The organism is Krasilnikovia sp. M28-CT-15 (assembly GCF_047159595.1).
Classification (GTDB): domain Bacteria; phylum Actinomycetota; class Actinomycetes; order Mycobacteriales; family Micromonosporaceae; genus Actinoplanes.
On the sequence record NZ_BAAGAK010000001.1, the window covers coordinates 5,745,000 to 5,759,647 of the forward strand.

At 70.8% G+C, this 14,648-nt stretch carries 15 protein-coding genes; 10 read left to right on the forward strand and 5 right to left on the reverse strand.

Annotation, left to right across the window (positions count from 1 at the left end):
- Positions 1 to 94 precede the first annotated feature (94 nt).
- From ACMCNO_RS26355 to ACMCNO_RS26375, 5 genes are all read left to right on the forward strand, one after another.
- Positions 95 to 796 carry a hypothetical protein gene (locus ACMCNO_RS26355; protein ID WP_412752128.1) on the forward strand — a complete coding sequence of 234 codons (702 nt, stop codon included), beginning with the start codon at positions 95 to 97 and terminating at the stop codon, positions 794 to 796.
- 215 nt (positions 797 to 1,011) lie between these two features.
- Positions 1,012 to 2,019, forward strand: coding sequence for a hypothetical protein (locus tag ACMCNO_RS26360; RefSeq protein ID WP_412752129.1), 1,008 nt, complete (start codon positions 1,012 to 1,014; stop codon positions 2,017 to 2,019).
- Positions 1,961 to 2,620, forward strand: a complete 660-nt coding sequence (locus ACMCNO_RS26365; RefSeq protein WP_412752130.1) for a methyl-accepting chemotaxis protein — start codon at positions 1,961 to 1,963, stop codon at positions 2,618 to 2,620. The genes ACMCNO_RS26360 and ACMCNO_RS26365 overlap by 59 nt, the downstream gene beginning before the upstream one ends.
- 365 nt (positions 2,621 to 2,985) lie before the next feature.
- Positions 2,986 to 4,095, forward strand: a complete 1,110-nt coding sequence (locus tag ACMCNO_RS26370; RefSeq protein WP_412752131.1) for a catalase family protein — start codon at positions 2,986 to 2,988, stop codon at positions 4,093 to 4,095.
- A gap of 331 nt (positions 4,096 to 4,426) precedes the next feature.
- On the forward strand, positions 4,427 to 5,260 hold the full coding sequence (locus ACMCNO_RS26375) for a GNAT family N-acetyltransferase (RefSeq protein ID WP_412752132.1): 834 nt from the start codon (positions 4,427 to 4,429) through the stop codon (positions 5,258 to 5,260).
- A gap of 5 nt (positions 5,261 to 5,265) precedes the next feature.
- Here the strand turns inward: ACMCNO_RS26375 and ACMCNO_RS26380 are convergent, their stop codons facing one another.
- Positions 5,266 to 5,679, reverse strand: a complete 414-nt coding sequence (locus ACMCNO_RS26380) for a CBS domain-containing protein (protein WP_412752133.1) — start codon at positions 5,677 to 5,679, stop codon at positions 5,266 to 5,268.
- A 122-nt stretch (positions 5,680 to 5,801) separates the two neighbouring features.
- Here ACMCNO_RS26380 and ACMCNO_RS26385 point away from each other — a divergent pair, with 122 nt between their 5' ends.
- Positions 5,802 to 6,017 (forward strand): CDGSH iron-sulfur domain-containing protein, encoded by a 216-nt coding sequence (locus ACMCNO_RS26385; RefSeq protein ID WP_412752134.1) that lies wholly within the window; start codon positions 5,802 to 5,804, stop codon positions 6,015 to 6,017.
- Here the strand turns inward: ACMCNO_RS26385 and ACMCNO_RS26390 are convergent.
- The gene (locus ACMCNO_RS26390; RefSeq protein WP_412752135.1) at positions 5,984 to 7,018 is read right to left on the reverse strand and encodes an iron-containing redox enzyme family protein; all 1,035 of its coding nucleotides are present in this window, start codon (positions 7,016 to 7,018) and stop codon (positions 5,984 to 5,986) included. The genes ACMCNO_RS26385 and ACMCNO_RS26390 overlap by 34 nt on opposite strands.
- Positions 7,019 to 7,078: 60 nt before the next feature.
- Between ACMCNO_RS26390 and ACMCNO_RS26395 the strand changes: the two genes are divergently transcribed.
- The 3 genes from ACMCNO_RS26395 to ACMCNO_RS26405 all read left to right on the forward strand — a co-directional run bounded on the left by ACMCNO_RS26395 (position 7,079) and on the right by ACMCNO_RS26405 (position 9,658).
- On the forward strand, positions 7,079 to 8,044 hold the full coding sequence (locus tag ACMCNO_RS26395; protein ID WP_412752136.1) for a methyltransferase: 966 nt from the start codon (positions 7,079 to 7,081) through the stop codon (positions 8,042 to 8,044).
- Positions 8,044 to 9,186, forward strand: coding sequence for a glutamate--cysteine ligase (locus ACMCNO_RS26400; protein ID WP_412752137.1), 1,143 nt, complete (start codon positions 8,044 to 8,046; stop codon positions 9,184 to 9,186). Before ACMCNO_RS26395 ends, ACMCNO_RS26400 begins: the two co-directional genes overlap by 1 nt.
- 148 nt (positions 9,187 to 9,334) lie before the next feature.
- Complete coding sequence (locus ACMCNO_RS26405) at positions 9,335 to 9,658, forward strand: plasmid stabilization protein (RefSeq protein WP_412752138.1); 324 nt, start codon at positions 9,335 to 9,337, stop codon at positions 9,656 to 9,658.
- A gap of 149 nt (positions 9,659 to 9,807) precedes the next feature.
- Here ACMCNO_RS26405 and ACMCNO_RS26410 read toward each other — a convergent pair whose 3' ends face one another.
- The gene (locus ACMCNO_RS26410) at positions 9,808 to 10,269 is read right to left on the reverse strand and encodes an ATP-binding protein (protein WP_412752139.1); all 462 of its coding nucleotides are present in this window, start codon (positions 10,267 to 10,269) and stop codon (positions 9,808 to 9,810) included.
- On the reverse strand, positions 10,259 to 11,128 hold the full coding sequence (locus ACMCNO_RS26415) for an MEDS domain-containing protein (RefSeq protein WP_412752140.1): 870 nt from the start codon (positions 11,126 to 11,128) through the stop codon (positions 10,259 to 10,261). The genes ACMCNO_RS26410 and ACMCNO_RS26415 overlap by 11 nt, the downstream gene beginning before the upstream one ends.
- A 258-nt stretch (positions 11,129 to 11,386) precedes the next feature.
- Here ACMCNO_RS26415 and ACMCNO_RS26420 point away from each other — a divergent pair, with 258 nt between their 5' ends.
- A complete protein-coding gene (locus ACMCNO_RS26420; RefSeq protein WP_412752141.1) occupies positions 11,387 to 13,612 on the forward strand; it encodes a catalase in 2,226 nt (741 codons plus the stop codon).
- A 70-nt stretch (positions 13,613 to 13,682) separates the two neighbouring features.
- Here ACMCNO_RS26420 and ACMCNO_RS26425 read toward each other — a convergent pair whose 3' ends face one another.
- Entirely contained in the window at positions 13,683 to 14,645 is a 963-nt protein-coding gene (locus tag ACMCNO_RS26425; protein WP_412752142.1) for a TIGR03557 family F420-dependent LLM class oxidoreductase, read from the reverse strand.
- Positions 14,646 to 14,648 lie beyond the last annotated feature (3 nt).

Below are 14,648 nucleotides of genomic sequence, written 5' to 3' on the forward strand. Positions count from 1 at the left end.
GACAACGACGGCCGCGGTGTCCGTCCCCCGGATGATCAGGATCGAGCCGCTGCACAGCAGACCGGCCGGGGGCGGCGAACCTAGCCTTCCCGGCATGACTTCAACGATGACTCTCCAGTCCCCGCCCGCCACACACGTCCCAGCCGGAACGGACACCGCCCGCCGCGTGCTGCCGGTGATCGCGGGCGGGGCACTCATCGCCGGCGCGGCGATGTTCTTCGCCGGGCTCGCCACGTCGCCGCCAGCGGCCGGCGACGAGAAGGTGCAGTACCTGGCATCGCTGGCCCGTGATCCGTTCCTCACCCAGCTCTCCGCGCTGCTGCTGCACTACGGCAACCTGTGCATGGGGGCGGGCCTGCTCGCCGTGCCGCTGCTCGTACGGGGCCGCAAGGGCAGTGTCCTGTCGCTCGTGGGCGCGCTGCTCGGTGCGCTCGGGTTGCTCCAGATCTCCGGTTCGCTGTTGTCCGACTGGTTCCACATGGAGCTGGGCCGCAACCTGCCGCTGGAGCAGGCCGCGGCGATCTCCGACAAGGTGCTGGCCCACCCGGCCGAGCAGTTGGCGTTCAACCCGGGCCCGCTGGTGTCGCTGGCACTGCTGCTGACATTCATCGGGCTGGCCAGGGCCGGGGTGGTCGGCTGGTGGACCCTGCCCGCCATCGTGGTCGGCTACGCCGGAATGTTGTTCCTGCCCTACAGCACGCCGATCCTGCCCGCAGTCGGTGCGGTCCCCATGCTCGCCGTGCTGGCCCTCGCCGGCTGGCGGACGATCGTTCGGGCCCGGGTGCGGACGTCCTGACCCCTCCCGCCCGAGGCTGGAGCCGTTGCCCCCGCAACGGCTTCAGCCTCGAAGCGTGGGGCGCCTCGGCGGGTGTGTTGGCACACACACCCGCACCTTCGCGTCCCGAAGGACATCACCCCGGACGCGGATTGTTTCTCAGGCGGGCGGTCGGTCAGACCGATGGACTCCTGGGATCGCAGGTCTATCGGGGGAGCATCGTCATGGTCAGGTTGGTGAGCCGTCTGCGGGTCGGCACTCGCCTCGTCGTATGTCTCGGCGCGGTACTGGTGCTGTTCAGCATCGCGGCGCTCATCGGTGTCGCCGCGCTGCGGTCCCAGGACCGGGCGGTCCGGCACATGCAGCAGATGCTCGTGCTGACCCGCGACGTGCAGGAGATCAAGTACTTCAACTCGGACGTGAGCGGCTGGCAGGTCGCGTACGCCTGGGAGGCCGCGCTGGGTGATCCGGCCGCCGCGGTCAAACCCGACGCGGTCAGCCGCGCCGGCTACCTGGAGGTCGTCGGACGCCTGCGCGCCCATCTGGCGAGCGTCAACACGACGGCCATGACGGCCGAGGAGAAGAGGACCTTCCAGGCGTTGCGGGCCGACTGGGACGCCTTCCTGGCAATGGACGACAAGATCGCCAAGATGTTCGCCGAGGGCACCCCCGCCTCCGTCAAGCGAGCCAACGACACGATCGGCGGCCCCTCGTGGGACATCTACTACCGGATCCTCGGGCACACCAAGAAGCTGGTCGACAGCGCCAAGGTCCGCAGCGCCGCGGCCGCGGCCGCCGCGGAGTCGGCCTCCCGTTCCGCGCAGATCCAGCTCGGCCTTGCCTCCCTGGCCGCCCTGCTGCTGGCGATCCCGTTCATCCGGGCGGTCCGGCTGAGCATCGTGCGCCCGCTCGCGGTGTCGGTCACGACGCTGCGGGCGCTCGCCAGCCGCGACCTCACCCGTCGCGTGGACACCTCCCGCTGGGGCGGCGAACTGCGGGAGATGGGCATCGCGGTCAATGAGGCCGTGGAGGTGCTGCGCGACGCGGTGGCCCAGATTCGCTCGGACGCGAACCAGCTGTCCGGAGCGGCCGGTCTGATGGGCTCGTCGATGACTCAGATCGCGGTCAACTCCGACGACGCGACCACCCGTGTCGAGGGTGCGGCTGCGGCGGCTGCGGAGGTCGGTGACAACGCCCAGAAGCGTCGCGGCGGCGGCCGAGGAGATGACCGCGTCGATCCATGAGATCAGCAAGAGCGCGTCGGAGGTGGCAGCAGTCGCGGCCGACGCGGTCGCGGCCGCCGACTCCGCCGGCGCGCGGATCCAGCGGTTGAGTACGTCGTCGTCCGAGATCGGTGCCGTCGTGCAGGCCATCAATGCGATCGCCGAGCAGACCAACCTGCTGGCGCTGAACGCGACGATCGAGGCGGCGCGCGCCGGGGAGGCGGGCAAGGGCTTCGCCGTGGTGGCCGGTGAGGTCAAGGACCTGGCACAGGAGACAGCCCGGGCCACGGAGGACATCGCTGCCCGGGTCCGCGCGATCCAGGAGGACAGCGACGGTACGGTGCACACCATCGGCGAGTTCCAGGGCGTGCTCGGGCGGATCAACGACTACGTCACCATGATCGCGGCGGCGGTGGAGGAGCAGAACGCCACGACCGCGAGCATGAGCCGCAATGTGACCCAGGCCGCCGTCGGCTCCACCGGCATCGCGGTGCACATCACGGGGGTCGCCGAGACCGTACGGGTAACCAACGGCGCGGTGACCTCCAGCTCGGCGACGATCGCGGAACTCACGGCGATGGCCGAGGAGATGAACAAGCTGGCAAAGACGTTCACGGTGTGATCAGAGGCGGGAAACGCCGTGGTCATCGTGGACTGCGACGAAGCCAGGTCGTAGGTGAGCGGGCGAGCTACCTGGGACCGGGTGGCATGCGGAGCGCCAAGCCTGGGCGTGGTCCGGTCAACGGCCTGCGCGTCTTCCGGCTCGGCGACGACGGCACACCGTGGCGGCTCATCTGCGGACAGTTGCACTTGCGCCGCCGGGGAGTGTCGTCGGACTCATCGCGCACAAAAAGATCGTGCACAATTTAATTTCGCACTACCTTTCTGGTCAGCGGATGATCCGCTTCGTCCGAGGGTCGGTGGCTCGCGCATCCGCACGGCTCCGGCCGCGGACGGGACTTCGGGCGTCAGGACAGGAGAGGCAGCATGAGGTTCGTCAGATACGACGAGTACCCCCAGCACGTTCCGGCCGACTTCGCCGAAGAGCTGGCCGAGCTGGTCGGCATGGTCGCGCAACGCACCCGGGACTCGGTCCAGCGGCAGCAGGCCGGGCGGGCGGTGCGCACCGCCCACGGCAAGACGTACGGCCTGGCCCGAGCGGTCGTCACGATTCCCGAGGTGGCGCCCGAGTACGCCCAGGGCATCTACGCCACGCCGGGCACCTTTGCGGCCGTCGTGCGCTACTCCAACGGTCTGGGCCACCTGCGCGCGGACCCGTTGCTCGGCCCCGCCTGCGGCATGGGAATCAAGATGTTCGGCGTGCCTGGCCGGTCGCTGCTGGCCGACGAGGCCGACGCCACCACATTCGACTACAACCTGATCAACAACACCACGTTCTTCTGCAACACGGCGAAGGACTACCTGGTCATCGAACCACTGTTCGCGCAGCTCCCCGACGCGCTGGTGTCCCCGCAGACCCGTCGGCAATGGCTGCACGACTTCGTGACCCGTGCCGGGGCCCTGGCGCCGGACGCCTGGCTCTGGGACGAGTTGCTGTCGATGCTGTCGTTCACCTCGATCCCCCGCAAGAACCTCCTGCTGTACACGTACTGGAGCATGGGTGCGTTCCGGCACGGCGACTACATCGCCAAGGTCCGGGCGATCCCCACCCCGACCTCCGCGGCCAGCGTGACCCGGCCGACCGTGGACGTGGCCGCCGACCCTGAGGCATACCGCAACACGCTCGTCGCGGAGCTGGGCGAGCGCGACCACAGCTTCGAGCTGCAGGCACAGCTCTGCGCCGATCTCGACCTGATGCCGGTGGACAACACCTCGCGCGAGTGGCCCGAACGGCTCTCGCCATTCGTGACCGTGGCCCGCATCGACATACCCCGCCAGGACCTCTCCTCGGACGACAACCTCGCCATCGCGGACACCACCTCCATCACCCCGTGGCGGGTGCGCGAGGAGCACCGTCCCCTCGGCGAGATCAACCGGGTGCGCGAGGAGATCTACCGGAAGTCGTCCATCATCCGGCACGAGCTCAACAACCAGCGCCGCCGCGAGCCGACCAGCGGCCATCAGCTGCTGGGCTGAGCGCCCGGCCGCGGCGGAGCGCCTCGGACGGTCCCATTGCCGGCCCCACCTGCATGCTGGGCCACCAGAGCCTGTGGACTCCCGGAGGGTCTCGGTGTGCCAGCCGGCAACTTCGGCTGGCACACCCGGTGGTTAGGCGAATCCGATGGGCAACAGCTACCTGCGCTACGCCGTAACGGTGCTGGACCGTACCGCGAATTGACGGGGTGGTTCCCGGAAGGGCCCGTCCGGGTGGTGAGCCCACCAGCCGGGACCTGCTGATCGGAGCTGGATCGCCTGCGGTGCGGCGGTTCGGTCAAAAATCGCTTGATGGGCGTGATGGGCTAGCGCAGTGGTCACACTCTCCGCCGGGCTGACCCCGGCCGCCCTGGAAGCCATCGCAGACCTGGAGCGCCGCGTGGTCGCGGCCGATGGGGGCCGGCTGAAGCTGGAATGGGGCGCGCTGCGCCACCGCTCCGGGCAGGACGTCGAGGACATCCTGTGGTGGGACGGCGAGCGCCTGCTCGGCTTCCTGGGCATCTACACCCACAGCGCGCCCACCATCGAACTGGCCGGCATGGTCGATCCTGCCGCGCGGCGGCGCGGGATCGGTACCGCGTTGCTGGATGCCGGGCTGCGCGTGTGCCAGGAACGCGAGCACTCCTCCATACTGCTGGTCGTACCCCGGACCTCGGTCGGGGGACGGGCTCTCGCACAGGGCCGCGGCGCCACCCTCGGCCACTCCGAGCACGCCCTCCAGTTGCCCGGCGAACCCGCCGAGGTGCCCGCCGACCCCCGGGTCACGATCCGCGCCGCCACCGGGCCGGATCAGTCGGCAGTGCGGGAACTCCTGCGCCTGGGATTCGGCTGGGAACCGCCCCCGACCGCCGACAACGACCCCAACACCCTCGTCGTCGAACGGGACGGCCAGCCGGTCGGGACCGTCCGGTTGATCCGCGAAGAGGATCGGGCCGGTGTCTACGGCTTCGTCATCCACCCCGACCATCAGGGGCACGGTATCGGGCGGGACGTGCTGCACCGCGTGTGCCGCAAGGCCATGGCGGAGGGAGCCACCGCCGTCCACCTGGAGGTGGCCACGGACAACGACCGGGCACTGAACCTCTACACGTCGCTCGGCTTCCGGCCGGTGATGACCGAGGACTACTACGAGCTGTCCGGCCGCTGAGGGCGTTACCTGCTGATCGCGTCGATGAGGTCGCCGACCGGGCGGTCAGGCAACGCCCTGGCAACATCGGCGACGGCGACGATGCCCACCAGCTGATGACCGTCGATCACGGGCAGTCGGCGCACCTTGTGACTCGCCATCGTGCGGAGCACCTCGTCCACATCGTCGTCGGCTCCGATGGTGACCGGCTTGCCCTGGGCCAGCTCGCTGGCGCTGACGTCAGCCGGGTCACGGCGTTCCGCGACGACCTTGATGACGATGTCGCGGTCGGTGATCATGCCCTTGAGCCGGTTGTCGTCGCCGCAGATCGGCAGCGATCCGACATCGAGGTCGGCCATCATCCGCCCGGCCTCCGCCAACGACTCCGTCTCGGCTATGCAGCTGACGTCAGGTGTCATGATTTCGCGTGCGGTCGTCATGCCACGCTCCCCTTTCCTGATCTGAACCACCGGGGCATACCCCGCACGGCCGGCCTGAATCACGGGCCGTCGTGGTGAGCCGTCGTGCGTTTCGGGGTGGCGCCTACGGGCACTGCACAGGTATGGACGAGGCTGCCTCCGTCACCGCCTGCGAGGATGGACCGCTGCTGCTGCGTGGCTCGTTCACGCTGCTCACGCAGGACGGCGAAACCATCGATCCGGGGCGCCGTACGGTCGCGTTGTGCCGGTGTGGGCGCTCGGCGATCAAGCCATTCTGCGACGGTACGCACAAGGCCGTCGGGTTTCAGGCCCCCAGCGCCCCGACCAGCAGCCGCTGATCCCGCAGTGAGCTTGCACCGTCGGCCCACCGCTGCAGCAGGTGCCCGGCGAAACGTCCGTCGAGGGCCAGGGCGCAGGCGGCGCCGAACAGTACGAGCGAGGTCTGCTCCGCGCGGCGCCGCGGCGGCTGATCGGCGCAGAACGCACCACACAGGTCGTGGGCGGCGATCTGTTCGTGGACCGCGTCGGCTTCGACGTGCTCGTCGTAGAACCGGGTCGCGTCCGGGTTGCCGCCGAGGCGGCGCAGGCCGTTGCCGTAGCGGCGGTTCGGCAGCGACGAGGTCATCTCGAAGACGGCGAGGTGACCCAGGATCGCCCCGAGCAGGCGGCGGTGCAGGCCGAACAGCGACATGACGTTGTTGGTGGCCAGCGTGACCGCGGGGACCGCGTCGAGGTGGGCGCCGTACGCGGTGTCCAGGCCGAGTTCCCGCATCGTGGTGCGGAACAGTTCGGCGTGCATCCGTTCGGCGCGGCCGCCGCCGTACTCATCGGCCTGGATCTCCACCAGGGCGGCCTTGGGCCGCCCGGCCAGCCGCGGAATGGCCCACGTGTGCGGATCGGCCTCGCGCAGGTGGTAGATAGAACGGTGCGTGACGAACTCCCGGAACTGCTCGATCGTGGCGCGACCCGCAACGTATCTCGACAGTTCAGGCCCGTCGTCGGCATCGATCAGGGCGGTGAGCGCCCGCGGCACCTGCGCCGGCGGCACCGCCGCAGGCAGCGGCACCAGGCGGCGCAGTGCGGCTTCGAAGCGGCTCTCCGCCGCCTGGCGCAGCGCCAGCACCGACGGGTGCCACTCCCAGCCCGCGTCGACATCCTCGAAACCGCGGTAGTGCAGCTCGTAGCACAGGTGCAGAGTCAGCTGGAGGTCCTCGTCGACCAGCGGGTCGCCGGTGGCGCAGACCATCGCGACAAGCTGCTCCGGCAGCTTGTGCGGGGCGTCGGCCAGGGCTTGCCGGAGGGCGGCCGTGACCGGTCCCCGGGGCTGGGGAAGCTGCATGGTCAGGACGTTCCCGCACCGGCCCCGGTTAATCGAGAAATTACCGGGCAAATCCGGACCATGACGTCGACCACCCATGCTCCGCCGATACGGGACGCCGCGCTGCGCCGGCTCGGCTCAGCGCTCAAGGCGACCGGGTACGAGTTCACCACCGTCACCCCGGACACCCACGAACGCGTCAACCGCCGGCCCGGCAACGAACTGGGCCGCACCCTGCCGGACGTGCTGGGCTGGAGCCGCCCGTTCCGGGCGGGAGTCCTTCCCCCTGACTTCGTGCGGCTGCTCGAGGACGCCCGCGCGCTGCGCCGCGACGGCGATCTCTGGTACAGCCTGATCCGCGTCTCCAGCTGCGACGGCGAGCTGTTCGTGCACTCGGCCTTCCCCCCGGAGACACCCGACGCGGTGTTCTTCGGTCCGGACACCTACCGCACCGTCGACGCCGCGCTGACCCATCTGGCCGCCCGCGCGACGGCGCCGTCGCGGGTCGCCGACATCGGCACCGGCAGCGGCGCGGTCGCCGTCGCCCTGGCGAAGCGCGTGCCCGCGTCGGAGGTCCTCGCGCTCGACATCAACCCCACGGCGCTGCGCTACGCCCGTATCAACGCCGCGCTGGCGGGGACCACGAATGTCGACGTCCGCCACAGCGACCTGCTGGCCGACGTGCCGGGCGACTTCGACCTCATCGTCGCCAACCCGCCGTTCATGATCGACCCGGAGCGCCGGGCCTACCGCGACGGCGGCGGGCCGCACGGGCACGACCTGCCCATGGCCGTCCTCGACTCGGCCGTGCACCGGCTCGCGCCCGCCGGGTCCCTGGTGCTGTTCAGCGGCACCGGCATCACCGAGGGCCGGGACCCGCTACTCGCGGCCGCCGGCAAACGGCTGGACGGCACCGGCCTGCGGTGGACCTACCGCGAGGTCGACCCCGACGTCTACAGCGAGAACCTCGAACAGCCCGCCTACACCCATGCCGACCGGATCGCGCTCGCCGTGCTGACCGCCACCCGGTCCCGGGACGACCGCTGATGTCGCTGACCGAGCTGAGCCCGGCCGAGGCCGCCGAGACCTTCTCCCGCAGCACGCCGACCGTGGGGGTCGAGGAGGAGTTCCTGCTGCTCGACCCGGTCTCCTGGCTGAACGTGCCGCGCAGCGATGCGGCCCGGACGGCGCTGCCACCGGCCCTGCGGGAACGCAGCCGGGCCGAGTTCCGCCGCAGCATGGTGGAAATGGTCAGCCCGGTCTGCACCGACCTGCCGCAGCTGCGGCGACATCTGCTGGAGAACCGGTACGCCGCCGCGGACGCCGCCGCCACGGTCGGCGCCCGGCTGGTCGCGGTGGCCGCCACGCCCGTGGGTGAACCGGACCTGCGCGTCGTCGACACCCCGAGATACCAGGCGATCGCCCGCCACTACGGCCCGATCGCCCACGACCCGGCCCTGTGCGGCTGCCACGTCCACGTCGGCGTGCCGGATCGGGAACTGGCCATCCAGGTGTGCAACGGGCTGCGGCCGTGGTTGCCCGTGGTGCAGGCGCTCACCGCCAACTCGCCGTTCCACGGCGGCGTGGACACCGGACACGCCAGTTGGCGCAGCATCGCGTTGGAACGCTGGCCGAGTCTCGGTCCGTCGCCGTACCTGGAATCCGCCCAGGACTACGAGCGCACGGTCGACGAACTCATCGCCACCGGCGTGATGCTCGACGCCTCCCTCGTGCTGTGGTGGGCGCGGCCGTCGTCGCGGTACCCGACCGTGGAGGTACGAGTCAGCGACGTGTGCCCGACCGCCGACGACACCGTCGTGGTCGCCGGCCTGGTGCGGGCGCTGGTGGCGACCGTCGCCGCCGACGTCGCCGCCGGACGCCCGGCCCCGCGGATTCCCGGGCACCTGCTGCGCGCGGCCCACTGGAACGCCGCCCACACGGGACTCGACAGCACCTTGACCGACCTCCACCGCCGCACCGCACGCCCCGCGTGGGAGCTCGTGGACGAGTTGACGGCCACCGTCGGCGACGCCCTCGACCGCCACGGCGACCGCGCCATCGTCACCACCGGCCTGACACGCCTGCGCGCCCACGGCACCGGCGCGACCCGGCAACGGGATACACACGCCCAGGGGGCCGGGGTGTCCGGGGTGCTCACGGATCTCGCCGCGGCAACCACCAGCGGATGATCTGGTGCGAGGAGCCCCGATCACAGGGGTCGCTCCAGCCCGGGTTTTCGTGGCCCCCGGGTGGGTACACCGACAGGCGAGACGTTCACGTCGGCGGCTGCCACACGCCACCACCGCCGCAGCCCCGCACCCCCGGAAGGAGAAGATCATGCCTGCAGGATCGAGCCCCAAGAGGGAACGCCAGTACGAGCACATCAAGGCCAGTGCGAAGAAGCGCGGCGAGTCCACCGACCGCGCCGAGGAGATCGCCGCGCGTACGGTGAACAAGGAACGCGCCCGCTCCGGCGAGGCGAAGACCGCCAGCCGCTCCTCGCTCAAGGACGTGTCCTCCGGGCACCGCGGCGGCAAACGCTCACACACCGGCGCGCAAGGCCCCACCAAGGAGCAGCTGTACAACGAGGCCAAGAAGCGCAACATCACCGGCCGTTCCACCATGAGCAAGGCCGAACTCGCCAAGGCCCTGAACCACTGACATGTCGTCAGCCATGCCCAGTCCGGGACGACGACCCGCTCGGCCGTCGAACGACCTGGTGACCCGCCGGCGCGTTTACCCGGCGCCTGAACCGCAGACCTGCTGACGTCAGCCCGGCGTGTCCATCGCCGGACCGCGGCCCGCAAGGTTCAGGTGGTGTCGGGCGGTGGCAGGTTGATGGTGGCGGTGATGGCCACGCCGCGCTCGCCGGTGTGCTCGACGGTGATCGCGTCGCTGAAGCACAGAACCAGCCACAGGCCGCGGCCGCCGGCCGTCGCCAGGTCGGGCGACTGCTCGGGAAACTCATAGGTGGGCGGCAGGCCGGGTCCGTCGTCGGCGACCTCGCAGCAGGCGGCGGTGTCGGTGGTCCACAGGCGCAGCCGTCCGTGGCCGCCGCCGTGGCGCACGGAGTTGCTGGCCAGCTCGGAGGCGATGAGCACCAGGTCGGCGACCCGCTCCGGGGGCAGGCGGGTGCGGCCGGCGTGGGCGGCGACCGCCTGGCGCAACGCGGTCAGGTCCTTGAGCTCGAACGGCTCGTCGAGCAGCACCAGGCGGTTCGCCGCCTGCTCGGGTGGCTTGCCGTGCACGGGAACGCCGGGACTACTGGTCATCGACGACCACCAGCTGCACGGCTGGCGCGTCCGCGATCCCCACGGCCCGCAGCACCTTGCTGGTCTGCGTGCGGCACCGCACGCTCATCCGCGACCCGTTCGGCACGGCGGCGGCGGCCTGCGCCAGCGCACCGGCCGCGCTGCCGTCGATGAAGCTCAACCCGAGCAGGTTCACGTCGATGTGCTCATCCAGGGCCAGCGCCTCGGTCAGGGCCCGGGTCAGCGGCTCGACGCCCCGGTAGTCGATCTCCCCGGCGACTCGGATGCCCGGTGGCAGGTACTGCCGGCAGATGCGCAGTAGCGGATCGTCGTGGTAGGTCACCGCCGCGAGCGCCAGCCCGTGGTTGGCCGCGGCACCGGCCAGGGTCACCGTGTCGAAGCATTGCCGGTCGTACTGGCAGACCGCCGTCGCGCGGCCATCCGACAGCAGCTGGCTGACGTTCGACTCGTACGTCATCAACTCATCGATGCCCGACAGCGGGCGCAGGGCCCAGCACATGTCGGAGGTAACCCACAGGCCGGCGAAACCGGCGTCGCGGGCCTGCGCGATACGTCCGCTCAGCCGCGCCGCCACCTCCGCGGCGGCGAACGAACCGCCCGTGAGGAACATCTCGGCAGCGCCGGCCACGTGGAGCTGTCCACTGTCCAGGGCGTCGTGCACCGCCAGCCCGCGCGCGGCCAACTGCGCGCGAAGTTCGACCGGCGTGATCGCGTCGGTAAGGCACAGCACCTGCTGGCCCTGCCGTAGCCCGTCCCGGGCGAACGCCGCCACGAGATCGAGGCGCTCCTCGCCGTCGGAGAACATCAGGCACGCGTGATCACCGGGCTGCAGGTCCTCCACCCTCGAAGCGTCCGCCACCCGGCCCTCCTCGTTCCCGCTGCGGTATGCCGCCCAGCACCATAACCTCGCCGGCACCGCTCGCGTCGTGGTTCGCGACCGGCTGGGCGCCGATTCGGGCTCCCGGGTGGAGAGTCCGCGGGTCGGCACCAGCACTGATTGCCCGCTACAGCGCGCAGGAAACCCGTCGCCGACAGTCTGACCTGGGAAGGTTTAAACCATTTGCTGGGGGTATTGGGGGAAGCTGATCGGAAACGCAGATCCACAAGGAGTCGTCTCATGGATTCCCGTAAGCCCGGCGACAAAGACGGCCCGACCCCTGGGGTGCCCGGCGCGCCCGGCAGCGGCACCCCGCCGGTGGCCGAGCCGACCGAGCCGCGGGAGCCGCTGCCGCCCAAGGCGGAGCAGGGCAACCCGGAGCCCCGCACCCCCACCGGCGCGGCCGTCGGCTGCCCGGCGGCCGCGTACGCCCAGCAGGGCGCGTTCCTGACCACCGCCCAGGGGGCCCGGCTGCGCGACACCGACCACTCGCTCAAGGCCGGACCGCGCGGGCCGACGCTCCTGCAGGACCACCACTTCCGCGAGAAGATCACCCACTTCGACCACGAGCGGATCCCCGAACGGGTGGTGCACGCCCGGGGCACCGGAGCCCACGGCACGTTCACCAGCTATGGCACCGCCGAGGCGATCACCCGGGCCGGGTTCCTCAAGAAGGGCCGCGAGACGCCGGTCTTCGTCCGCTTCTCCACCGTGCTGGGTTCACGCGGCTCCGCCGACACCGTGCGCGACACCCGAGGCTTCGCGACCAAGTTCTACACCGACGAGGGCACCTTCGACCTGGTCGGCAACAACATGCCGGTCTTCTTCATCCAGGACGCCATCAAGTTCCCGGACGTCATCCACGCCGCCAAGCCGCACCCGGACCGGGAGATCCCCCAGGCGCAGAGCGCCCACGACACCTTCTGGGACTTCGTCTCCCTGCACACCGAGGCGCAGCACCACACCATGTGGAACATGTCCGACCGGGGCATCCCCCGCTCCTTCCGGACCATGGAAGGCTTCGGGGTACACACGTTCCGGCTGATCAACGATGCCGGCGACACCGTGCTGGTGAAGTTCCACTGGAAACCCAAGCTCGGCGTGCACTCCCTGACCTGGGAGGAAGCGCAGCTGATCGGCGGGATCGACCCCGACTTCCACCGCCGCGATCTGTACGACGCCATCGAGGCCGGCGCCTACCCGGAATGGGAACTCGGCCTGCAGGTCTTTCCCGACACTCCCGAGGAGACGTTCGCGGGCATCGACCTGCTCGACCCCACCAAGATCGTGCCGGAGGAGCTGGCTGAGGTGCAGCGCGTCGGCAAGCTGGTGCTCAACCGCACCCCCACCAACTTCTTCGCCGAGACCGAGCAGGTCGCGTTCCACCTGGGCAACCTGCCGCCCGGCATCGACATCACCAACGACCCACTGCTGCAGGGCCGCCTCTTCTCGTACGTCGACACCCAGCTGACCCGCCTCGGCGGGCCGAACTTCGCGCAGATCCCGATCAACCGGCCGCACGCCCCGGTCAACGACATGCTGCGCGACGGCTTCCACCAGCACGCCGTGCACGCCGGGGTGGCGCCCTACCGGCCCAACTCGCTCGACGGTGGAAACCCGTTCCGCGCGGGCGACGACGACCACGCGTTCGTCGACGTGCCGGTCCGCGTCGCCGAGGCGCCGAAGATCCGGGCCAACCCGGTCTCCTTCGACGACCACTTCAGCCAGGCCCGGCTGTTCTGGCAGAGCATGGCCCCGGTCGAGAAGGAGCACATCGTCGCGGCGTACACCTTCGAGCTCGGCAAGTGCTACGAACAGGCCATCAAGGAACGGCAGCTGCAGTGCCTGGCCGACATCGACACCGTGCTGTGCGAGCAGGTCGCGACCGGCCTCGGCCTCCCCGCGCCGACGCCGAGGACGCCGCCGGCCGACGTGCGCCCCAGCCCGGCCCTGTCGCAGCTGGGCGAGGAATGGCCGGCCGACGCAAGGACCGTCGGCATCGTCGTCGGCCCGGACGCCGACGTCGCCGGTGTCGCGGCGGTGCGCGAGGCGATCCTCGCCGCGGGCGCCGTACCGCTGGTGATCGCACCGCACGGTGGGCAGTGGGGCGACGTGACCGTGCAGCGCACGTTCGACACGACCCGGTCGGTCGAGTTCGACGCTGTCCTGCTGGCCGCCGCGCCTGCCCCCGCGCCCGGCGCGGAGCCGGCCCGCGATGCCAAGGCCGGCACCACGGACCCGGCCCCGATCGACCCGCGGGTGCTGCGCATGGCCGACGAGGCGTGGCGGCACGCCAAGCCGATCGGGGCCTGGGACGGCGGCACCGCGGTCCTGGACACCGCCGGGATCGCCGGCACCCCCGGGGTCGTCGCGGCCGGCACCGGCGCAGACACCTTCGCCGCCGTCCGGGAACTCATGGCCCGCCACCGGGTGTGGGACCGCTTTGCCACCACGTCCGTCGCCTGACCCGCGAAGCGGTCGGCCCCTGCCGGGGGCCGACCGCGGCACCTCGTCCAGGCGGAATAGGCCGAGGCGGTCAGGAGCCACGCAGAGCCGGCAACAACTCACGTTCGGCGAAGTCGAGGAACGCCTCCTGGCCCTGCGCCCCCACCTGGACCAGGGCGACGTGACTGCAACCCGCATCCAGGTACTTCCGTACGGCCTGCACGTGCCGCTCCAGGTCCGGGCCGCACGTGATCGCCTGCGCCACCTCGTCCTCGGTCACCGACGCACTGGCCGCGGCGAACGACGTGTGGTCGGGTAGTTCCGCGTTGACCGGCCAGCCGAGCCCGCTCCAGCGGAACTGATCGTGAGCGATCTTGCGGCACTGCGCCTCATCCGGGCCGTAGCAGACCGGCACCTGGCCGTACCGGGGCTTGCCGCGCCCACCGGCGTTGTCGTACAGGTCGAACAGCTGCGGTTTGGGTTCGGTGACGACGACGGCGTCCGCGTACCGGCCGGCAAGCTCGCACGAGGAGGGCCCGGAGACCGCGAGCGCGACGGGTACGCCGTCCGCGGGCCGGTCCCACAGCCGGGCCTCCGGCACCTGGAAGTGGGCGCCGTCATGGTGCACGGTGTCGCCGCGCAGAAGTGGCGCGATGATGGCCAGTGCCTCCTCGAGCATGCTGTGGCGCTGGTTCACGTGCGGCCAGGCGCCGACCACATGCTCGTTGAGATTCTCACCGGCGCCCAGGCCCAGCGTGAACCGGCCGCCCGACAGCAGTGCGACGGTGGCTGCCTTCTGCGCCACGACTGCCGGATGGTAGCGGCGGATCGGGCAGGTCACGAACGACATCAGACCGATCCGGGAGGTGGCGTACGCCGCCGCGCCGAGCACCGCCCAGGCGTACGGGGCGTGACCCTGCTCGGCGAGCCACGGGTAGTAGTGGTCGGAGCAGACCGCGAAGTCGAACCCCGCCGACTCCGCGCGTACCGCGTCGTCGACCAGCGCGGTCGGAGCGCTCTGCTCGCCCATCAACGTATATCCGAATTCGGCCACGGC